The following is a 21,100-nucleotide window of genomic DNA, read 5'->3' on the forward strand; positions in this document are numbered from 1 at the left end:
GGAATCCAATGAGCCAGAACATTTACCAATTTATCGATGTAGAACGTGTCGATCCGCCGAAGAAGCCGATTGAAATCCGTAAGATTGAGTTCGTCGAAATCTACGAACCTTTTACTCAACAGCAGGCCAGCGCTCAGTCTGATCGCTGCCTGGACTGCGGCAACCCCTACTGTGAGTGGAAGTGTCCGGTACACAACTATATCCCGCAGTGGCTGAGTCTGGCCAATGAAGGCCGGATTCTGGAAGCCGTTGAACTGTCTCACCAGACCAACACCCTGCCGGAAGTCTGTGGCCGGGTGTGCCCTCAGGATCGTCTGTGTGAAGGCGCCTGTACGCTCAATGATGATTTCGGGGCTGTGACTATCGGTAATGTTGAGAAATACATTACCGACAAAGCCTTCGAAATGGGCTGGAAACCGGACATGTCCGGCGTTGAATGGACAGACAAGAAAGTCGCCATTATCGGTGCCGGTCCTGCCGGCCTCTCCTGCGCCGACATTCTGGTGCGTAACGGCGTGAAACCTGTGGTGTTTGACCGCTACCCGGAAATTGGCGGTCTGCTGACCTTCGGTATCCCGTCGTTCAAGCTGGAAAAAGAGGTGATGATCAACCGTCGCCGGATCTTTACCGAAATGGGGGTCGAGTTCCGCCTCAATACAGAAGTCGGTACTGATGTACAGCTTCAGGATCTGATCGACGAATATGACGCGGTTTTCCTGGGTGTGGGTACTTACAAAAACATGCGGGCCGGTCTGGAAAATGAAGATGCCGCCGGTGTCTACGATGCACTGCCTTTCCTGATTTCCAACACTTACAAGGTGATGAATCTGGAAGACAATGCCCCTGAGTATATCGACATGGCAGGTAAACGTGTGGTGGTCTTAGGTGGTGGTGACACCGCGATGGACTGCGTGCGGACCTCCATCCGTCAGGGTGCCAGCGATGTTGTCTGTGCCTACCGCCGCGATGAAGCCAACATGCCGGGTTCACGTCGTGAGGTGAAAAATGCCCGCGAGGAAGGGGTGAACTTTATGTTTAACCTGCAGCCTTTGGGTGTGGTCGTCAATGGCAACGGCCAGGTGACAGGGGTGAAAGTGGTGCAAACCGCCCTGGGTGAACCTGATGACGCCGGTCGTCGCCGTCCTGAGCCTGTTGCTGGCAGCGAGCATGTGCTGGAAGCTGATGCGGTGATCATGGCCTTTGGTTTCCAGCCCCATGCGATGCCCTGGTTAGATAGCTTTGATGTGGCACTGGATCAGTGGGGTCGCATTCAAACCAGCGGCGAGCATGCCTTCCAGACCACCAACAGCAAGATCTTTGCCGGTGGTGACGCGGTACGCGGCTCGGATCTGGTGGTCACCGCCATCGATGAAGGCCGTCGCGCTGCCGATGGGATTCTGGGCTACCTAGGTTTGTGATGCGATAACGGTCTGTTGATGACACTGTCAGCAGACCTGGCCAAGCGAGCGGCTCTCCCCCGCTCGCTTTTTTCTTTCAGTTTCCCTGTCGTTCTGCCGCCTTTTCTTTAGGCTTCCCCACATTGTCTGGCATTGTTACAATCGCATCCAATCACCGTAAGGTTCACTTTAAGAAAGAGATAACATCAATGAAAATCGGCATTATTGGGGCAATGGAACAGGAAGTCGTGATCCTGAAAAACCAGCTCGACAACTGTACTGCTTTGCAAAAAGGTGGCTGCACCTTTTATACCGGCACCCTCAATGGTGCGGAAGTTGTCTTGCTTCAGTCTGGTATCGGTAAAGTCGCGGCCGCCGTGGGGACTGCCATTTTGCTGGAAATTTTCGAGCCGGATCTGGTCGTCAATACAGGTTCAGCCGGTGGCTTTGATTCCAGCCTGAATGTCGGTGATGTGGTTATCTCTACCGAAGTACGTTATCACGATGCCGATGTCACCGCCTTTGGTTATGAAATTGGCCAGATGGCGCAGCAACCTGCCGCTTTCCAGTCTGACGAAAAGCTGATGCAGGTTGCAGAGCAGGCGTTGACTCAGCTCGATGAAAACACCCACGCGGTCCGCGGTTTGATTTGCACTGGCGATGCGTTCGTGTGCAGCGCAGAACAGCAGCAACGCATACGGACTCACTTCCCACAGGTAATCGCAGTTGAAATGGAAGCCGCAGCCATCGCCCAGGCCTGCCATCAGTTCAAGGTCCCTTTTGTGGTCGTGCGTGCCATCTCAGACGTGGCTGATAAGGAATCGCCGATGAGTTTCGAAGAGTTTCTGCCGCTGGCGGCGAAAAGTTCTTCCGCCATGGTGGTTCAAATGGCGGCGCTGCTGAACCGCTAATGAACGATTTGCTTGTGCTCCTCAGTGAACATCCAACCCTGCTGGCGATGTGGGGAGCGCTGGCATTACACTGGCTGCTGCCCATTCCAGCCAGTATCCAGCCTTTGCTGATCTGGCAACAGATTGCCATTGAGCTGGCAGCCCGGGTGAACAAAGCCACAGATACACCGCGCCAGCGGATATTATCCGGTGCCCTGGCCTGGGCACTGATGTGGATGACCATTCTGATCCTATTGATCGCCTTTTATCAGCTGGTGTGGATAGACAGCCTGTTTCATCTGGTGCTGCTGTGGATAGCACTCGGCTGGCGTGACAGCCGCCGCTTCAGCCAGCATTTTATTCAGGCTTACAGCCGGGAAGATAAGGCCAGTTGCAAAGCACAGCTCGCTGTCGCCCTCAACCGAAACACGGACACGCTGTCACTGCTTGGCCTGGGTAAAGCCTGTGCCGAAACCCAGTTACTCAGTTATGGCCGCCAGGTGGCTGCCGTGCTGTTCTGGTATGCGGTGGCAGGCGGTTTTGGTGCCATTCTTTACCGGCTGGCCGTCAGTCTGGCCCGTTGCTGGTCTCCCAGCCGCAAGCAATACCAGTACTTTGGCCTGCCTGCGATCCGTATTCTGGCCACACTGGATATTGTCCCCCTGCGTCTGCTCGCTGTGGCTATCAGTGTGGGCAGAAACAGCCGTGAGGCTTTTCGCGGCTTACGTGAACAAGGTGAAAACTGGCAATTGCCCGGACCGGGCTGGCTGCTCACCGCCACGGGCCATAAGCTGCAGCTGGCCTTAGGCGGTCCGGCTATCTACGATACCAGCAAGCTCGAACGTCCGCGGCTCGGTGGACGCATCGCCCCTGCCGCCCTGCATTTATCGCAAATTGATCGTCTGCTGCAACAGCGGTTATGGGCCTGGGTAGCGCTGCAAAGTGTGTGTATGTTTCTGATGGGAAGTCTGTTGTGAATCTGTTTAGACCTTTGCTTATTGCCCTGCTGATGCCTTTGACCTTGGTCGTCACGGCAGTATATGGCAAAACAGCACAAACCAATGAAGCCCAGGCCACTGGCAGCAAGCCTCAGCGTATTATCAGTCTTGCACCGCACACCACTGAGCTGGCCTATGCCGCAGGTTTAGGCAGCAAGCTGATCGCTGCCAGTGATTACAGCGACTACCCGCCGCAGGCTCTGGCACTGGAGCGGGTTGCGAATTACCGCGGCATCAAGCTGGAACGCATTCTGGCCTTGAAGCCTGATCTGGTGCTGGCCTGGCAAGGCGGCAACCCGCCCAGAGAAATGGCAAAACTGGAACAGTTAGGGATCCGGATCTTTTATTCCCATCCCACCACGCTTGATGCGATTGCCGACAGCCTGGAAACACTCGGCAGCTTTGCCGAGGATCCGGCTACAGCCAATCAGGCTGCCTCGGCTTTCCGTCACACCATGGCGCAATTGAATCAGCAGTACGGACATCAAAAACCGGTACGCTATTTTTACCAGTTGGGCATCTCGCCGCTCATGAGCATGTCCGGCGAAAGCTGGCCCAGTCAGGTGTTCGCGCTCTGCGGTGGTGAAAATATTTTTGCCGACAGTCCCGTGGCGTACCCGCAGGTGTCGAAAGAGCAAGTGATCGTCCGCCGCCCTGAAGCGATATTCACCCCCCATGGCAGTGCTGGCCCCGATGCCAACGCCTTCAACCTCTGGTTGCCCTGGCACGAACAATTGCCCGCCGTCCGGGAGCAGCACCTGTACCAGACCCAGGCGGACTGGCTGAACCGCCCGACCCCCAGAGCCTTACTGGCCGCTCAAGAAATTTGTAAGCAACTGGATGAAGTGCGCAAAAATCATCACCAATAGGATGTGAATGAGCTCACAAAGACAAAGTTATCGGTTGTGCGCGTTACATTTCACCGTACAATCTCAGCGCTTTTTCGCTCGGCCCCTTCAGTCAGGTGGCGCGGGTTTTAATCACTGGTTGTGTGCAGGGGCACTATGCTGATTTACACGCTTGATATGTTTGGCACCGCTGTATTTGCCATTTCCGGCATCTTACTGGCAGGCCGATTAAGGATGGACCCGTTCGGGGTCGTGGTGCTGGCCTGTGTCACTGCCATTGGCGGCGGCACTATCCGCGATATGGCCCTGGGGGCCACGCCGGTATTTTGGATCACCGACACCAATTACCTGTGGGTAATTTTTGCAACCTGTCTGCTGGCGATGCTGGCGATCCAGAATCCGCGTAAAATGCCCTGGTATTTCCTGCCGGTGGCCGATGCCATTGGTCTGGCGGTTTTCGTCGCCATTGGGGTGGAAAAAGCGCTGCGCTTTGGTGCTTCCCCTATGGTCGCCGTGATCATGGGCGTGATCACAGGGTGCGGCGGCGGGGTGATCCGTGACGTACTGGCCCGTGAAGTTCCCATGGTGCTGAGAACCGAAGTGTATGCCACGGCATGCATCCTGGGCGGTATTGTCCACACCGTAGGGTTACACTTTGGGCTGGAAACCGCGGCCGCCAGTTTGTGCGGTATTGCCACGACCCTGTCGATCCGGCTGGCGGCCATTCGCTGGCACCTGTCACTGCCAACTTTTTCGCTCAGGCACAACTGATCGACAGAAATCAGTTGCCGGGACTGCGCTTGCGAAATAGCCAAATCAGCAATGCCAGTCCCGCCAACACCGCCACCGCCCAGAAAGCCTGCTGATGATGATGGTAAAACAGGCCAATTCGCCCGATCTCTTCGTGAAAAAAAGCCGGACCTAAACCAAATACCGTCAGCCAGATCCCGACCGCCAGGGTATTCCCCATCAAAAAGTGATGCCTTGGCATTTGTGCCATGCCACAGCCCAGGCACATCAATTGTTTCAGCCCTTCCAGAAAGCGGCTCATCACCAGCCCCAGCACCCCGTACTTATCAATAAACCCATGTACCTTCTCAACCGAAGCTGGCTTTAACCAACCCCGGCGCTCTACGACATGAGCAAATTTTGATCCCATCACATAGCCGGCAGTATTCCCCAGCCAGCTGGCGCTTCCAGCGACGGCCAGCACAACGGGAAGGGAAAATGTCCCGCTGACGGAAAGATAACTGGCAACGATCAGCAAAGACTGTCCCGGAGCCGGAATCCCGATACCTTCAACCGCGATAGCCAGACCCAGCAGAGCATAACCGTATTCCTGCATCAGCGGCGCCAGCTCCTGTACCAGATGCTCCATGCCATTCTCCTCAAATTCACAAGCGCACTCCATGCTATACCCAATCAGGCAGATGAGAAAGCATCGCCATCCTTAAATAAACAAAAAACTTTACTTAATCGGGTTTCATACTAATATGTAAACAAAATGATTTACTAATAAAAGCACCGCTCAAGCCAGGAGGCACTATGAAACCCTACGTCGAACACGCCAACCTCACTGTCCGTCGGCTGGAAAACACCATCGAATTTCTGCAAACCGCTATCCCGGAGTTCTCCGTCCGCCATCAGGGACAACACCCTATGTATCGCTGGTGTCATATCGGTACAGAAGACACTTATCTGGCGCTGCAGGAAGTGGTTGCTCGCGATCAGATCGATCGCACGCCTTACCGGGATCTGGGGATCAACCATATCGGTCTGGGAGTTGATGATGTCATGCAGGTCCGTGAGCGGCTGCTCAGCGCGGGATACCGGGAAAATGAGCTGGAAACCAGTCACCCCTGGCGCCAGCGGATCTACTTTTATGACAGGGACGGTATTGAATGGGAATTCACCCAGTATCTGAGTGACGATCCATTACTGCGTAATGATTATTCCCTCTAACCCCTCAGGACAGGAGATCTGAAAATGTATGCGCCCATTCACGCCGAATGTCTGGCTTTGATTGACAAGGGATTGCAATTTGACCCCATCTACAGGCCTGAGTTGTCGAATCATTTACCCATGGCACTCATCGCGTTGGCACGCTGCGGTGCCAATCCTCACCAACTGGAGCATTTTTATCAGGCATATGCGCCGAATTTACGGCCGATCCGTCAGACGATCCCACCCCGGCACACAACACCAGCACTGGCGGATCGCGACAGTTTTCCGGCCTTTCACCAGCAGTTTCGTCAGCAAATCGCTCTTCAGGGCACAGATACGGTACTGCGGAAATGGTTGCCGATCTTACTGCCCGGCCTTGCCAGCAGCGCGTTTCACGGGTTGATCCGCCTGAGCTATGCTGTAGAAACGGGCGAACCCAATGAAATTGCCGTTTCACTTGCCTACTGGGCCAGTGAGTATCAGGCCTTAGGTGAACTGCATTTCTCCGATCAGTATCAGGCTGAAACTCAGCTCGAGCAGGCGTACCAGGCTTTCAGAGACTATCGGTTTCAACCCGGTATCATTGTTGATCGCGTGAATGAAGTGGTTCATCAATCTGCTTATCGGTCCATCGCCGCTGTGCCTGACGATCTCACCGAACCTGAGATTGCCCGCCTCACGGTTCGGGCTTATCTGGCGAGTGGGGACTTTACCCTGCTGCACGGGGTCACCGGGTTTGATGCCTTGCTGCAACTCATGCCTTTCCTGCCGGACCGCCGACTGGCGCTGGCCTACTACTGGCAGGCGTATGTCGCTGCTTTCTGCTCCACGCCGGATCGCCCGCGCCCGAACCACCCGCAACCAAGCGACATTGTACCGGACTGGGTTGGCTGGTTTAGCAAAGTGACCCCCTGTCCGACGATCACAGCATCAAACTGACCTACAGCTGCAGCCGTCTGTATCAGATTTTTCAGTTCAACGAATATCTGGCGGCCATTCAGATGCGCTTGGCCACCCACGAAGAAGAATAAGCATAAGGAATCAATCGATGAAAACCATAGCTCTGGTTTACTATTCCGGTTCAGGCACGACCCATCACATGGCCGAGGCGATCACCCATGGCGCCAAAACCCAACCCGGTATTCAGGTCATGCGCTACCGCATTGCCGGGGAAGATATTGAACACGGCCGCTTCAGCGACCCGGATCTGTTTGCCAGCCTGCAGCAGGCCGATGCCATTATCTTTGGCAGCCCAACCTATATGGGCGGCCCCGCCGCTCAGTTCAAAGCGTTTGCCGATGCCAGCAGCGACAGCTGGAGCGGACAAGGCTGGCGTAACAAGCTGGCCGCCGGATTTACCGTCGGCGGCAGTCTGGGCGGCGAGCAGGACAGCACCCTGAACTACCTCTTCGTGCTGGCGATGCAGCATGGCATGTTGTGGGTCGGTATGGATATGCCCAATGGCTATGACGACAAAAGCATCAATCCGATGGGCCGCCAGCTGGGGGCCAGTGGCCACACCCCGACCGGACAGCTCAGTGACGCCGACGTGAAAACCGCGGCTCATCTGGGCCAGCGGGTGGCGGCACTCCTGCAAAGCCAGCCGGTCGTGACCGGCGCGCCTGTGCCGTCTCTGGCCTGACAGAGACAAAAAAGGCGCCATCACGGCGCCTTCTCTCATGGGATGACCAGCTGTTATTTCAGGGTAATACGGGCAAACTTGCGCTTACCGACCTGATACACAGCCGTACCAGCACTGAGCTCAAGCTTGGTATCGTCCACTTTTTCGCCGTCGATTTTCACCGCGCCCTGGCGGATCATCCGTAGTGCATCAGAGGTTGAATTGACCAGATCAGCATCTTTCAGCAGGTTGGCAATTGCCACACCGGCTGCAAATTCGAACTCAGGCATTTCATCCGGCATCGCCCCTTTCTGGAAACGGTTAATGAAATCCTGCTCAGCCGCGTCAGCATCCGCCTCGGAGTGGAAGCGGGCAATAATTTCTTTGGCCAGCAAAATTTTCACATCGCGCGGGTTACGGCCGTTCGCCATTTCCTGCTTGAGCTGCTCAATCTCTTCCAGCGGACGGAAAGACAGCAGTTCATAGTAGTTCCACATCAGCTCATCAGAAATCGACATGATTTTGCCGAACATTTCGGTCGGAGCATCAGCCACACCAATGTAGTTATGGGCCGATTTAGACATCTTCTTCACGCCGTCCAGACCCACCAGCAGTGGCATGGTCAGCACCACCTGAGGTTTCTGACCTTCCGCCTTTTGCAGCTCACGGCCCATCAGCAGGTTGAACTTCTGATCCGTTCCGCCCAGCTCAACATCGGTGTTCATTGCCACCGAGTCATAACCCTGCAGCAACGGGTACATGAATTCGTGAATGGCAATCGGACGGCCTTCGTTATAGCGCTTTTTGAAGTCATCACGTTCCAGCATGCGGGCAACCGTCTGACTGGCAGCCAGGCGGATCATGCCTTCTGCGCCCAGCTCAGACAACCAGGTAGAATTGAATTCAATTTTGGTTTTGGCCGGGTCGAGAATCTTGAAAACCTGCTCTTTATAGGTTTCGGCATTGCGCAGTACATCTTCACGGGTCAGGGGAGGACGTGTGGTGTTCTTACCGGTCGGATCACCCACCATACCGGTGAAGTCTCCAATCAGGAAAGTGACTTCGTGGCCCAGTTCCTGGAAGGTACGCAGCTTATTAAGGATGACAGTGTGGCCCAGATGAATGTCCGGCGCTGTCGGATCCGCCCCCAGTTTAATTCGCAGAGGACGATTTTCCTTCAGTTTGGCAATCAACTCTTCTTCCGGGATCAGTTCGTCGACCCCGCGTTTAATTTCCGCTAACGCATGCTCAATGCTGGCCATTCCTGTTCACTCCCACAAAATTGGCATAAATATGATAAAGGGCAATATTACTTGAATAGCGATGTTTTTTGAAACCAGTTAGACTTAGCCTTGTCTTATTTTTCTCTTATGCGCAAAAAACATCAAAATAATTATCAAATGCTAATATCAAAATTTTCCCGTTTGCCAAGGATACATCAGATTCTCATCACCATTATCAGTGCGGTGACTGTACTGCTGATCCTGCTGCCGGGCGCAGAGGAGATGGAGAAGCCTGAGCAAAAGTTTGAAATCGGCAAACTCTATCCGCTCGACATCAAGGTCAACGGGCCTCAGCTGCAGGCAAACGGCGTCACTCCTCCCTTGTTACCGCCTCCACTGGTCTGGACGGAGCATGTGATCAAACCGGGTGAAAGTCTGGCGCTGGTCTTTGATAAAGTCGGCCTCAGCCCGGCCACACTGTACCGCCTGATCAATGCCGATGAAGGCACCAAATCTCTGATCACATTACGTCCCGGCGACAAACTGCGGTTCGGGCTTGATGACAACAAAGATCTGATTCAGCTCATTCAGCCGATCAATGCCACAGAAACCCTCTATATCACACGCAAAGGCGACACCTTCCATTCCAGAACAGAAGTGAAGAAGGTCGATACTCAGCTCAATTTTGCCCAGGCGGTGATCACCTCCAGCTTCTGGAACGCCGCAGCAGATGCTGGTCTGACGCCGAACCAGATCATGGAAATTGCCGGTATTTTTGGCTGGGATATCGACTTTGCCCTGGATATCCGCGAAGGCGATACCTTTTCAGTCTTGTTTGAAGAACGCTATGTCGAAGGCGAGCCCATAGGTCGCGGCAATATTCTTGCCGCCACCTTCTCCAACCTGGGTCAGACCTTCACCGCGGTCAGAAACAGCAGCGACGGCAAATATTACGATCCGGATGGCCGGGCGATGCAAAAAGCCTTCCTGCGCTCACCGGTGAACTTCCGCTACGTCAGTTCCAACTTTAACCCGCGCCGTCTGCACCCGGTGACCGGCCAGGTGAAAGCGCACCGCGGCACCGATTACGTGGCTCCGGTGGGGACGCCTATCTGGTCAGCCGGTGACGGTGTGGTCATGAAATCGTCCTACAACCAGTTCAACGGTAATTACGTCTTTATCCGTCACAGTTCGACCTATGTCACCAAATACCTGCATTTGAGCAAGCGCCTGGTCAAAACCGGCCAGCGGGTGAAACAGGGACAAACCATCGGCAAACTGGGCAGCAGTGGCCGGGTGACCGGGGCTCACCTGCACTATGAATTTCTGGTGAACGGGGTACACAAGAACCCCAGAACCGTGTCTCTGCCTCAGTCTGATTCGCTGAAAGGCAAAGACAAAGCCGCCTTCAAGCAGCAAGCCAATGAACGTTTGGCGCAGCTGACGCAACTGCGACAATTACTGGCCACCAATAGCAATGCCAGTTTAATACCGTCCAGAAGCTGATATTGAGATCACCCATGGGCAAACAAAAAAGCCGTCACCCAAAGTGACGGCTTTTTTTGGCAACAGCTGTAGCGGCGCTTTACACGCTAAAGGATGCACCGCAGCCGCAAGTGGTGGTGGCATTCGGGTTGCTCACAAAGAAACGGGAGCCTTCCAGTCCTTCGGTATAATCAACCGTACCGCCAATCAGATACTGCAGACTCATCGGATCAACCACCAGGGTGACACCGCTGTTCTCTATGGTGGTATCGCCGTCATTCACTTTTTCGTCAAAGGTGAAACCGTACTGGAAGCCACTGCAGCCACCACCTGTGATATACACACGCAATTTCAGCTCAGGGTTTTCCTCTTCCGCTATCAGCGCTTTCACCTTATTCGCTGCAACATCCGAAAAGTTCAGCGGGAAACTGGCATCGCTCATTAGCAACCTCTCAATTCATCTTCATGTGGGTCAACTGACCTTTGGGACGATTATCTAATACCTGACTGCTGCGTTCAAGTATTGACCACAAACGCGTCGTATCAGTGGCCTGTCCAATCAAAATGCCCTCTCGCCATTGAATTCGCATTTACGTACAATGGCGCCCTTATCACCAAAGGATGACAGGAAATAACCATGAGCAAATCGGCTGAATTATTTGCCAAAGCACAACACACCATTCCTGGCGGAGTCAACTCTCCGGTCCGCGCGTTTGCTGGCGTGGGCGGCGATCCGCTGTTTATTGATCGTGCCGACGGTGCCTATATTTTTGATGCCGATGGCAGAGCTTACATCGACTATGTCGGCTCCTGGGGACCTATGATCCTTGGCCACAACCATGTTGCCATCCGTGATGCGGTGATCGATGCTGCCCGTCAGGGTCTGAGCTTCGGTGCACCAACCGAGATGGAAATCACCATGGCCGAGCTGGTGTCCAAACTGGTGCCGTCCATGGAAATGGTGCGCATGGTCAGCTCTGGCACCGAAGCCACCATGAGTGCCATTCGCCTGGCCCGTGGTTTCACCGGCCGCGACAAAATCATCAAATTCGAAGGCTGCTACCACGGCCATGCTGACTGCCTGCTGGTCAAAGCCGGTTCCGGCGCCCTGACCTTAGGTCAGCCAAGCTCACCGGGTGTGCCGGCCGATTTCGCCAAACACACACTGACTTGCACCTTTAACAGCCTGGAATCGGTGCGTGAAGCCTTTGCTGAACACCCAGAACAAATTGCCTGCATCATCGTGGAACCTGTGGCTGGCAACATGAACTGCATTCCACCTGTACCGGGCTTCCTGCAAGGGCTGCGTGAGATCTGTGACGAGTTCGGTGCCCTGCTGATCCTGGACGAAGTAATGACAGGTTTCCGTGTCGCTCACGGCGGCGCTCAGGCTTACTACGACGTCAAACCGGATCTGACGACTCTGGGTAAAATCATCGGCGGCGGTATGCCTGTCGGTGCGTTCGGCGGCCGCCGCGAGGTCATGCAGTATATTGCGCCAACCGGCCCTGTCTATCAGGCCGGTACGCTGTCGGGTAACCCGGTTGCCATGGCTGCCGGTTACGCTTGCCTGACGATCCTGACCCAGGAAGGCAATGAGAAGCGTCTGGCGCAAACCACCCAGCGTCTGGCCGAAGGTTTTCAGACGCTGGCCGACAAATATGGCATCCCGCTGGTGACGAATCAGGTCGGTGCTATGTTCGGTTTCTTCTTTACCGATCAGCAAAATGTGCACAGCTACCAGGACGTTGCCCGCTGTGATGTTGAGCGATTCAAGCGTTTCTTCAATCTGATGCTGCAAAAAGGCGTGTATCTGGCGCCTTCGGCATTCGAAGCCTGCTTTACGTCTCTGGCACACGGCGAGAAAGAAATCGACGCCACACTGGAAGCCGCGGAATACGCGTTTGCCACGCTGGCACAAGAAGCCCAGTAAAACGCGTCCCCCATCATGATTCCGTCAGGGCAGGAGAAATCCTGCCCTTTTTTTGCTCTGCCACTTGCACCGCCCCAGATACGTTCTGCAGCCAGCCCCTGCTACAGAATGAACATCTTTTTCTTCCGGACAGATGTCACTGAAATATCACAGAAATACTCACTGACGCCATTGCCAGCACCTCAACCGGATGCAATGATAAACAGATTGCAACTCTGCTGAAGGACAATTCCGTGCCAAAACCTTTTCAAGCCCAGTCGAGACACTGGATGCTCATGGCTGCGCTGGCAGTGGCCACCTATGCCAGTTACCGGCTGATTGAGCCATACCTCGGCCCAATCGTCATGGCCTTTATCATTTCCCTGCTGTTCTATCCGCTGCACGCCAGAATTGAAAAACGCTTTGGCCGGCCAAACCGCTCTGCCATTTTATCCTGCACCATACTGACCTTTATCATCGTGATCCCGGTGCTGATCGTCTTCGCGTCCATCGTTCAGCAAGGATCCGCCTTTTCCAAAGACAGCTATGCCTGGCTGACAACCGGTGGGCCCAAGGAAGTCCTGTCGCATCCTTATGCGCAAACTGTGCTGCATACCATCAACAAATGGTCTCCTTTTGAAAGCCTGGACGTGCATTCCATCGTTCAGAAACTGGCGTCAGCGGCCTCTAAACTGGGGACCCAGCTGCTGAATATCAGTGCCAAATTGCTGGGCGATGCGACGAACTTTGTGCTCAGCTTTCTGCTGATGCTGTTTGTGCTCTTCTTTCTGCTCCGTGACCACGACAAAATCGTCGCCACTCTGCGCCATGTATTGCCTTTATCGCGCAGCCAGGAAGATGCCCTGCTGACCGAAGTCGAGCAGGTGGCGAAATCCGCCGTCATGGGATCTTTCCTGACGGCGCTGGCACAAGGCGTCGCCGGCGGTTTTGCCATGTGGCTGGCCGGTTTCCCCGGACTGTTCTGGGGATCGATGATGGCGTTTGCTTCCTTCATTCCTGTGTTCGGTACAGCACTGATCTGGTTGCCGGCGTCCTTATATCTCCTGCTGATCGATCAATGGGAATGGGCGGTGTTTCTGATCGCCTGGGGCATTCTTGTGGTCGGCTCGATCGACAATTTCGTTCGTCCGCTGCTGATGCAGGGCAACTCAGGCATGAATACCTTGCTGATCTTCTTCTCTATTCTGGGCGGTCTGCATCTGTTTGGTCTGATTGGCCTGATATACGGACCGATCATTTTCGCGGTCACCTTAGTCTTGTTTAAACTCTATGAAACCGAGTTTAAAGACTTTCTCGACCAACAGGATCAGAGCTAGTCACCCGTCGGCAGCCGCACCAACGGCTGCCTTTTCATACGGCCGGAATTGTGGAACAATTCGCGCCCGGAATCAGAATCACCACAGAGGCTCTCATGTCTTCCAATGCGTCGACCTATAGTGCTGCCAGCCAGGTAGTTGCCCGTCAAATCGACTTTTTTACCGATCGCCATGTGCTGGTCGCCGGGGAACTGGACGATCTCTATCCGATCGAACTGGCAGCCGTCGCCAGCAGTGTCCGGGTCTTCACCACCCACTATGGCCAGCATCTCAGCCTGAGCCGTTCCAGCAAGATTAGCAGCCATTTTGGTGCCGAACTGTCAGCCGACGATGCGCAGGGGGTTGACATGATCCTGCTCTACTGGCCGAAAGCCAAAGCTGAAGCCGAGTATCTGCTGGCGATGCTGCTGGCGCATTGCGGACCGGAAACCGAGATCTGCATTGTCGGTGAAAACCGCAGTGGCGTTCGCAGTGCCGAAAAAATGTTTGCCTCCTACGGCCCGCTCAACAAATACGATACCGCCAGGCGGTGCAGCTTTTACTGGGGGCGCTGTCAGGAGCAGGCATCCGAGTTCAAGCTTGAGGACTGGTTCCGCAGTTACACCCTGACGATTGGTGAGCATACCCTGACGATTCGTTCACTGCCGGGCGTGTTCAGCCTGGGCGAATTTGATCAGGGATCCCGCCTTCTGGTGGACAACCTGCCGGATCTGTCCGGACGCGTGCTGGATTTCGGCTGCGGTGCCGGCGTGATTGGCGCGGTGATGAAAACCCGTTATCCGGACATCACTCTGGATCTGGCCGATATCAGTGCCCTGGCGATTGCATCTGCCCGGGAAACCTTCCGCGTCAACCACCTGGAAGGGTGTTTTATTGCCACCGATGTCTACCATTCGCTGCCGGAGCAATACGACTTTCTCATCAGCAACCCGCCCTTCCATGCCGGTTTGAAAACCTTCTACGCTGCCACAGAGCAGTTTATTGAGCAGTCTCCGGATCATCTGACAGCAGGCGGGGAACTGGTCATCGTGGCCAATAATTTTCTGCAGTATCCGCCACTGCTGGAACGTTGCCTGGGTGGCTATGATATTCGCGCCAAGAACAATAAGTTCTCAATTTATCACGCGAAAAAATGAATTATTTTGCCTGTCACTCTGACAGTGACAGGCAAAATTTCGGTGCTTTTTAACGTAAAATACGTCAATACCGTCAAAATTGTGTCTTAGCACACGCTTCACCCATGACTTCCTTGATTGTGAAAAAAACTCAGTATAAACGGTTACTCAGCTGCAAAAGCCCCGCTTAACCTGCCTGTTCACCGTCAAAACGGCCGGTTTCGTTTTGGCAAAATGCCAGTGAGCGCTTTTGATAGCATCACAGACAGATTTGTATCAGCAGATCAAAGGTCAGCCGGACATGCAAAATACCACCCGTTTTAAACGCCTCCAGCATACGCTGATGCTGGCTTTCCTGTTGCTGAGCCTGATCCCGCTCACCCTGTCTTCCCTGTTTTTCCTGCATTCACACACCCGGGATCTGGCCGAACAAAGTACCAGCCACCTGGCGTCATTGCGTGATAACAAGCGCCAGCAGCTCAGTGCCTTTTTTACCGCGAAAGAATCTGAAATACAGAGCTTTGTCCGCTCTGAACTGGCCAATGCCAGTGGGGGCGCTTTTACGGCATAGTCGGCGCATTCCGCCAGTTAGGAGACATCAACCGCCTCAGCAAAGGCACCACCAACGGCGAATACTTCAGCCGTACCCTGATCTCGCGACCCCCGTCCAGCGAAGTCGATAACACCTCCCCTGATTTTATCGTTCAGGAAAGGTATCGTTTGATCTACAAACGCTATCACTGGGCTTATGAGGAATACCTGAAACGCTCTGATTTCAGCGACCTGCTGCTGGTCGATCTGGATGGTCATGTGGTGTATACCTCTCGCAGCCCGGATTTGTTTGCAGCCAAATTAGGGGCCGGCAACTCGCAATATCCGGCGCTCAGCCAGACCTACAGCACCATCAAAACCCTGACCGCTCAGTTCAGAGATCGTCAATCTCGCGATAGCCACAGGGAAACCAGTGATCGCGAACCGGAACAAATGCCTATCGCCTTTACCGATTTTGCCGCCGATGGCGATAACCGGGAAGCCACCGCCTGGTTCGCTGCCCCGATTATTCAGCATGGTTACCTGCACAGCTTCGCGTTCTTTAAACTCAGTAACCGCACTATTGCCGACGTCATGTCCAGCAGCAGTGAGGCCAATCAGTACGTCCAGACCCTGCTCATCGGGCAGGACCATAACCTGCGCCTGCCCAACGACGGCGATTTACCGGCAGAACTGGCCAGTGCCGGCATTGATCACGCCCTGGCAGGCCAGGCTGGTGTCGGCAGCTTGCTGAACTTCAACAAGATTCCAGTGCTCAGTGCTTATGCTCCGATTGACGTGCTCGGCAACAAATGGGCCCTGGTGGTTGAGCTGCCCGAGCAGGAAGCTTTCTCCCGTATCCACCAGTTAGAGGAATTTTTCCTCCTTGCCATCTTAGTAGCCGTTATCCTGGTGACCATCACGGCGCACTGGCTGTCCAATTACATCACCGCCCCGCTGCTGCGTTTGACCTGGGCCGCCGAGCAAGTCTCAGCCGGCGATCTGGATCAAAAGATCACCTCGACCGATCGCCGTGATGAAATTGGCCGGCTGGCGATCAGCTTTGCCAGAATGCAACGCTCTATTCGCGAAAAAATTACCCTGATCCGCGAGCAAAATACCGAGCTGGAACACAATCTGGCCGTCATCCGGCAACAGAACGAAGAACTGCAGGCCGCAGACAAGCTCAAAGACGAATTTCTGGCCACCACCTCCCATGAACTGCGCACCCCGCTGCACGGCATGGTCGGTATCGCCGAAGCCATGCTGGCCGGTGCCAACGGGCCGATCCAGCCGGATCAGCAACGTCAGCTGGATATGATCATCAGCAGTGGGCAGCGCCTGACCAAGCTGGTCGACGATTTGCTCGACTACCATAAAATGCGCTATGGCGATCTCGATATCCAGCCCCACGCAGTCGATCTGGCCGCGGCCAACCGCTTAGTGCTTGAACTGTCGGCACACCTGCTTGATGGCAAGCCTGTGCGTATCATCAATCAGATCCCGCCGGATCTGCCTCTGGTGATTGCTGATGAACAACGCCTGGAACAAATCTTGTACAACCTGGTGGGCAACGCCATTAAGTACACCTCAGAGGGCAAAATCATTCTTTCTGCCACTGTGCTGGAAAGTCAGGTCCGCATCCAGGTGGTCGATACCGGTCAGGGCATACCCGCCGAGCAACTGGAGCACATTTTTGAACCCCTGGTGCAGGCCAACACTGGCTCAGCCAACTATCACCAGGGAGCCGGGCTGGGACTGTCCATCAGCCGTCAGCTGATTGAGCTGATGGGCGGCAGCCTGTATGTCAGCAGCCAGCCAATGATAGGGACGACCTTCAGCTTCACCCTGCCGCTGGCTACCAAAGAAGACATTGCCCGCAGCCAGCTCAGCGCGCCGCAACAGGGTCATTTCCAGGCACCGCGTCAGGATGCCAATACGGTCAATATGGATGACTTGCCCGATAACCCGGATGGCGAGCTCTTACTGGTCGTCGATGATGAACCGGTGAACTTACAGGTCGTTACCAGCTTTTTGCGCATTGCCGGCTATCGGGTGATCACCGCGGAAAACGGTCAGCAAGCCCTCCGTCTGATGGAAGCGCATCAACCGTCACTGATCCTGCTGGATGTGATGATGCCGGGCATGAGCGGCTATGAAGTGTGTCAGCAATTACGGACCCGCTACAGTTTAACTGAACTGCCGGTCATCATGCTCTCTGCATTAGGGCAAGTAAGGGACAGGGTGAAAGGCTTTGAATTTGGTGCCAACGACTACCTGACCAAGCCCTTTAATAAAGACGAGCTGACCGCCCGGATCCGAGCCCACCTGCAAGCCGCCCAGACTGAAAGACAGCGCACTGAAAATCAATGGCTGCAGCAGGAAATTCGCCACCGTGAACAGGTACAGCTGGCCCTGCTGGATACCCAGACACGCCTGCTGGGCTTGCTGGAATCCACCAGTGAGGCCATCCTGTGTACCCGCGAAGATGGCCGTATCCGTTATGCCAACAATGCCGCCGGCCAGCTGTTTCAGCGCGCGCCGGAACAGCTGGAACGCTTGTCGATTCAGGATCTGCTGCTGACCCAGCTGCCTGAAGATATCGAACAGAACCGCCATTACAGCGGCGAACTGAGCTATCGGATTCAAGATAGCAAGCAGACTCTGGCGACCGATCTCATCCAGCTGCCCGCCGAGTCCGGGCTCAGTCAGATGTTTATCTTTGACAGTCAGGGGCCCAGCTCAGTACAACGAATTGCGTTACTGGAAAATGCTGTGGATGTGCTCTCCGGCTTCGCGACAGATGGCGACAAGCACAGCCTGCAGCGTTTACGCGACATGGGCGGCGAGTTCAGCCAGCTGGCAGACCGGCTGGATCACGCTCAGCCTGATAAAGCCGATCAGCTGAGACAAATGCTGGTCGATGTGATGAAAGACTGCCTGCAGTTCTGGGAAACCTCCACCGGAAAAACCAAGTTTGATCTGGCTGAAGAAAGTGGCCTGTGGCGCGTGTACCTCGACAGGAGCACACTGCAAACCCGCACTCTGGACAAATATTTACAGCTGGAAACCCTGCCGAAAACACCGCGCTGGCGCACCGTGCTCAACACGCTGGATTTTGTCCTGGAACGCTGTCCCAAAGTAAGCCGGGACAGGGAAGCGATCCTTGAGATGCGCAACCGGCTTCAGCGTATGATCAGTCAGTAAATTCCGCCGTTTCAACCCGAACCGTGAGCAACTCCCCTGAAAGATCCCGCAGCGGGGGGATAACCGCCATCTATGGGCTAAATAGCCCTCTCTGATTAGAGGCTGATTTGTGTCACTCTGCGGCCCGGACAGCAAGGAAAAATGCATTTTCCGCCACCATCCGTACGCCACGCCATCAAGCTCCCATTCGCCATCAGCCGTTCAGCCATACCCCGTACCCTGCGCATTTTTCAGGTCGCGGCTCATGCCACAGTCCCCGCCCTTAAATCGCTCGTCAGTGTATTCTCGTGACGAAAAATAAGCTTACTTTTCATCCAACATAAAGTACAAACTGCCACCAGGTGATGATGAAAAAACAGCCTGAAGCGCCACAAACCAAGGGCGGCTAATGATAAATTTCATGATATGAGACGCCAATCACAACAAAATCTTCACAAAAAATTTCCGTTTGAAAATAAGGGCTTTTCCGTTCAACGCCAGTGAGATTCATTGTTTAAATAAAAATTAAACCATTAATAATAAAAGAATACTTCGATAGTAAGCACTCACGTGAGGATAGTTATCAATTCGTTTCAAGACTAGAATGGCTGTCATTTTTCCGTAGAATAGCGGGCGATTTTTACGTTTTTGACAGCAAGCTCAGCGTTTTTGACGTTTTTAACGTGCAATGCAATTGACGATTCACGCCCGAAGTCGTTTCCTTAGGGCACTGAGTGTCCACAGGCCATCTGCACCAGGTCGCTTTACTCAACCGGTCCAGAGTGGATGACCAGCCCCACCATTGATGGAGGGGAACCTAAGTGAAACGTAAACCCTACAAAGCAAAGAGTAAGGAACAGCTATGCTTGCCAACATAAAGAAAACAAAGGTAACACTTGCCATCCTGGCCGCGGCTGCCGCTGCCATGACTTCTCCTGCGATGAGTGCTGAGCGCAGTGAGCTGACCATCGTGCCTGATTTTTATCCGACTCTGGTACGTAACTTCAACCCATATTTGCAAACCAACCTGCGTACAACGACAGACTTCGTTTTTGAGCAACTGGTTATTTTTAACCAAATGCACGGCAACGAGCCTGTGATGCGTCTGGCAAAAGATTTCTATATGTCTGACGACCTGATGCAAGTCACTTTCGTGATTCGTGACGGCGTGAAATGGTCTGACGGAACACCTTTTACAGCCAAAGACGTGGCATTCACCTATGACCTGCTGAAAAACCACCCGGCACTTGACCAGCGCGGTATCAGCAAATGGGTAAAAGACGTCAAAGTTAACGGCGACAAAATCACTTTCGATCTGACTGAAGCCAACTCCAACGTGCCTTATGAAATGTCTTTCGTTTCTATCGTTCCTGAGCACATCTGGAGCAAAGTGAAAGAGCCTGAAACCTTTGCCAACGAAAATCCGGTCGGTACAGGTCCGTTTACTGAAATCGACACTTTCACACCTCAGCTGTACATCCAATGCCGTAACCCGAACTACTGGGACAACGCTAACCTGGATGTTGACTGTCTTCGTATGCCTCAGATTGCCAATAATGACCAGCTGCTGAGCAAAGTCATTGCTTCTGAGCTGGACTGGACATCCTCGTTCATCCCGGACATCGACAGCACCTATGCGGCGTCTAATCAGAACCACAAATACTGGTATCCGGCGTCTGGTACCCAGACTTTCATGCTGAACTTCAAGTCGCCAAAAGAAGGGAACAACGAAGCTATCAACAACGTAGACTTCCGTCGTGCTTTCTCGATGGCGATTGACCGTCAAACCATCATCGACATTGCCTTCTACGGCAGCGGTACACCAAACCACTATGCGTCTGGCCTGGGTGACGGTTTCAAAGCATGGTCTGACAATACGGTTTACAACAAGTACAAAGATTTCAACACCTACAACCTTGAAGGCTCAAAAGCACTGCTGAAAAAAGCCGGCTTTAAAGACCTCGATGGCGACGGTTTCGTTGAAACACCAAGCGGTAAGAAGATTGAGCTGGACGTTCAGTCTCCGAACGGCTGGACCGACTTCAACAACACAGTACAACTGGCGGTTGAACAACTGCAGGAAGCCGGTATCAAGGCGAACGCACGGACCCCTGACTTCGCTGTGTATAACGAAGGCATGATTAAAGGGACCTATGATGTGGCGTACACCAACTACTTCCACGGTGCGGATCCGCATCTGTACTGGAACAGTGGTTACAACTCCCGCCTGCAGGGCGAAGGAAACCCGCGTTTTGCGATGCACTTCTTTAAGAATGCCGAGCTAGACAAACTGCTGGACGGTTTCTATAAAACAGCCAACAAAGATGAACAGAAGAACATGGCGCATCGGATTCAGGCAATCATTGCTGAAAATCAGATCACCATCCCTGTGATGTCCAGTGCTGATATGTTCCAGTACAACACGACCCGCTTCTCGGGCTGGTGGAACGAGAAACACCCGAACGGTCGTCCGATGGTTTGGGCTGGTGTTCCAGAGCGTTTGCTTCAAGTGCTTGACCTGAAACCAAAATCATAATTATTGCTTAATTTGCGGTGCGTGTTCTGCGCACCGCCTCTTCCCCCACTGTATAAAGTATGGCGCCTGGCGTCAGG

The 21,100-nt window shown here is 53.9% G+C and carries 16 protein-coding genes and 1 pseudogene; 14 read left to right on the plus strand and 3 right to left on the minus strand.

Translation table 11 applies throughout. The features are described from left to right. Positions 1-8 precede the first annotated feature (8 nt). The 5 genes from P4S53_RS21595 (at position 9) to P4S53_RS21615 (ending at position 4,904) form a co-directional block, all read left to right on the plus strand. Positions 9-1,418: an FAD-dependent oxidoreductase gene (locus P4S53_RS21595; protein WP_337114315.1), complete on the plus strand. Its 1,410-nt coding sequence runs from the start codon at positions 9-11 to the stop codon at positions 1,416-1,418. A gap of 188 nt (positions 1,419-1,606) precedes the next feature. Then, complete coding sequence (gene mtnN, locus P4S53_RS21600) at positions 1,607-2,308, plus strand: 5'-methylthioadenosine/S-adenosylhomocysteine nucleosidase (RefSeq protein WP_337114316.1); 702 nt, start codon at positions 1,607-1,609, stop codon at positions 2,306-2,308. Beyond that, entirely contained in the window at positions 2,308-3,264 is a 957-nt protein-coding gene (locus P4S53_RS21605) for a cobalamin biosynthesis family protein (RefSeq protein WP_337114317.1), read from the plus strand. Before mtnN ends, P4S53_RS21605 begins: the two co-directional genes overlap by 1 nt. Before the next feature lie 2 nt (positions 3,265-3,266). Continuing rightward, entirely contained in the window at positions 3,267-4,154 is an 888-nt protein-coding gene (btuF, locus tag P4S53_RS21610) for a vitamin B12 ABC transporter substrate-binding protein BtuF (protein ID WP_442958702.1), read from the plus strand. Between the two features lie 135 nt (positions 4,155-4,289). Then, complete coding sequence (locus P4S53_RS21615; protein ID WP_337114319.1) at positions 4,290-4,904, plus strand: TRIC cation channel family protein; 615 nt, start codon at positions 4,290-4,292, stop codon at positions 4,902-4,904. Positions 4,905-4,914: 10 nt separating this feature from the next. On the opposite strand, the gene P4S53_RS21620 is transcribed toward P4S53_RS21615, so the two are convergent. Continuing rightward, positions 4,915-5,511, minus strand: coding sequence for a DedA family protein (locus tag P4S53_RS21620; RefSeq protein WP_337114320.1), 597 nt, complete (start codon positions 5,509-5,511; stop codon positions 4,915-4,917). A gap of 167 nt (positions 5,512-5,678) precedes the next feature. Between P4S53_RS21620 and P4S53_RS21625 the strand changes: the two genes are divergently transcribed. The 3 genes from P4S53_RS21625 (at position 5,679) to P4S53_RS21635 (ending at position 7,719) form a co-directional block, all read left to right on the plus strand. After that, entirely contained in the window at positions 5,679-6,095 is a 417-nt protein-coding gene (locus tag P4S53_RS21625) for a VOC family protein (RefSeq protein ID WP_337114321.1), read from the plus strand. 24 nt (positions 6,096-6,119) lie between these two features. Next, complete coding sequence (locus P4S53_RS21630; protein WP_337114322.1) at positions 6,120-7,016, plus strand: questin oxidase family protein; 897 nt, start codon at positions 6,120-6,122, stop codon at positions 7,014-7,016. 109 nt (positions 7,017-7,125) lie between these two features. Then, positions 7,126-7,719, plus strand: coding sequence for a flavodoxin family protein (locus P4S53_RS21635; RefSeq protein WP_337114323.1), 594 nt, complete (start codon positions 7,126-7,128; stop codon positions 7,717-7,719). Between the two features lie 53 nt (positions 7,720-7,772). On the opposite strand, the gene tyrS is transcribed toward P4S53_RS21635, so the two are convergent. Continuing rightward, complete coding sequence (gene tyrS, locus P4S53_RS21640) at positions 7,773-8,960, minus strand: tyrosine--tRNA ligase (RefSeq protein WP_192015514.1); 1,188 nt, start codon at positions 8,958-8,960, stop codon at positions 7,773-7,775. Positions 8,961-9,098: 138 nt separating this feature from the next. Between tyrS and P4S53_RS21645 the strand changes: the two genes are divergently transcribed. After that, positions 9,099-10,427: a peptidoglycan DD-metalloendopeptidase family protein gene (locus P4S53_RS21645; protein ID WP_337114324.1), complete on the plus strand. Its 1,329-nt coding sequence runs from the start codon at positions 9,099-9,101 to the stop codon at positions 10,425-10,427. Positions 10,428-10,506: 79 nt separating this feature from the next. Here the strand turns inward: P4S53_RS21645 and erpA are convergent, their stop codons facing one another. After that, positions 10,507-10,848, minus strand: coding sequence for an iron-sulfur cluster insertion protein ErpA (erpA, locus tag P4S53_RS21650; RefSeq protein WP_027253150.1), 342 nt, complete (start codon positions 10,846-10,848; stop codon positions 10,507-10,509). Between the two features lie 195 nt (positions 10,849-11,043). Here erpA and hemL point away from each other — a divergent pair, with 195 nt between their 5' ends. The 5 genes and pseudogenes from hemL (at position 11,044) to P4S53_RS21675 (ending at position 21,023) form a co-directional block, all read left to right on the plus strand. Further along, positions 11,044-12,339, plus strand: a complete 1,296-nt coding sequence (hemL, locus tag P4S53_RS21655) for a glutamate-1-semialdehyde 2,1-aminomutase (protein ID WP_337114325.1) — start codon at positions 11,044-11,046, stop codon at positions 12,337-12,339. A gap of 233 nt (positions 12,340-12,572) precedes the next feature. After that, a complete protein-coding gene (locus P4S53_RS21660) occupies positions 12,573-13,655 on the plus strand; it encodes an AI-2E family transporter (protein ID WP_337114326.1) in 1,083 nt (360 codons plus the stop codon). Between the two features lie 95 nt (positions 13,656-13,750). Continuing rightward, positions 13,751-14,791 carry a 16S rRNA (guanine(1207)-N(2))-methyltransferase RsmC gene (gene rsmC, locus P4S53_RS21665; protein ID WP_337114327.1) on the plus strand — a complete coding sequence of 347 codons (1,041 nt, stop codon included), beginning with the start codon at positions 13,751-13,753 and terminating at the stop codon, positions 14,789-14,791. 280 nt (positions 14,792-15,071) lie between these two features. Further along, positions 15,072-18,508: pseudogene (locus P4S53_RS21670) on the plus strand (response regulator). Between the two features lie 841 nt (positions 18,509-19,349). Continuing rightward, on the plus strand, positions 19,350-21,023 hold the full coding sequence (locus P4S53_RS21675; RefSeq protein ID WP_337114328.1) for an ABC transporter substrate-binding protein: 1,674 nt from the start codon (positions 19,350-19,352) through the stop codon (positions 21,021-21,023). Positions 21,024-21,100: the final 77 nt, after the last annotated feature.

The sequence above is a fragment of the Photobacterium sp. Hal280 genome (genome assembly GCF_037162255.1).
Classification (GTDB): Bacteria; Pseudomonadota; Gammaproteobacteria; order Enterobacterales; family Vibrionaceae; genus Photobacterium.

Excerpts from the sequence above, each read along its gene's own strand:
- P4S53_RS21595 (WP_337114315.1), top strand. The coding sequence starts at position 9 with ATGAGCCAGAACATTTACCAATTTATCGATGTAGAACGTGTCGATCCG.
- mtnN (WP_337114316.1), top strand. The coding sequence starts at position 1,607 with ATGAAAATCGGCATTATTGGGGCAATGGAACAGGAAGTCGTGATCCTG.
- P4S53_RS21605 (WP_337114317.1), top strand. The coding sequence starts at position 2,308 with ATGAACGATTTGCTTGTGCTCCTCAGTGAACATCCAACCCTGCTGGCG.
- P4S53_RS21615 (WP_337114319.1), top strand. The coding sequence starts at position 4,290 with ATGCTGATTTACACGCTTGATATGTTTGGCACCGCTGTATTTGCCATT.
- P4S53_RS21620 (WP_337114320.1), bottom strand. The coding sequence starts at position 5,511 with ATGGAGCATCTGGTACAGGAGCTGGCGCCGCTGATGCAGGAATACGGT.
- P4S53_RS21625 (WP_337114321.1), top strand. The coding sequence starts at position 5,679 with ATGAAACCCTACGTCGAACACGCCAACCTCACTGTCCGTCGGCTGGAA.
- P4S53_RS21630 (WP_337114322.1), top strand. The coding sequence starts at position 6,120 with ATGTATGCGCCCATTCACGCCGAATGTCTGGCTTTGATTGACAAGGGA.
- P4S53_RS21635 (WP_337114323.1), top strand. The coding sequence starts at position 7,126 with ATGAAAACCATAGCTCTGGTTTACTATTCCGGTTCAGGCACGACCCAT.
- tyrS (WP_192015514.1), bottom strand. The coding sequence starts at position 8,960 with ATGGCCAGCATTGAGCATGCGTTAGCGGAAATTAAACGCGGGGTCGAC.
- P4S53_RS21645 (WP_337114324.1), top strand. The coding sequence starts at position 9,099 with ATGCTAATATCAAAATTTTCCCGTTTGCCAAGGATACATCAGATTCTC.
- erpA (WP_027253150.1), bottom strand. The coding sequence starts at position 10,848 with ATGAGCGATGCCAGTTTCCCGCTGAACTTTTCGGATGTTGCAGCGAAT.
- hemL (WP_337114325.1), top strand. The coding sequence starts at position 11,044 with ATGAGCAAATCGGCTGAATTATTTGCCAAAGCACAACACACCATTCCT.
- rsmC (WP_337114327.1), top strand. The coding sequence starts at position 13,751 with ATGTCTTCCAATGCGTCGACCTATAGTGCTGCCAGCCAGGTAGTTGCC.
- P4S53_RS21675 (WP_337114328.1), top strand. The coding sequence starts at position 19,350 with ATGCTTGCCAACATAAAGAAAACAAAGGTAACACTTGCCATCCTGGCC.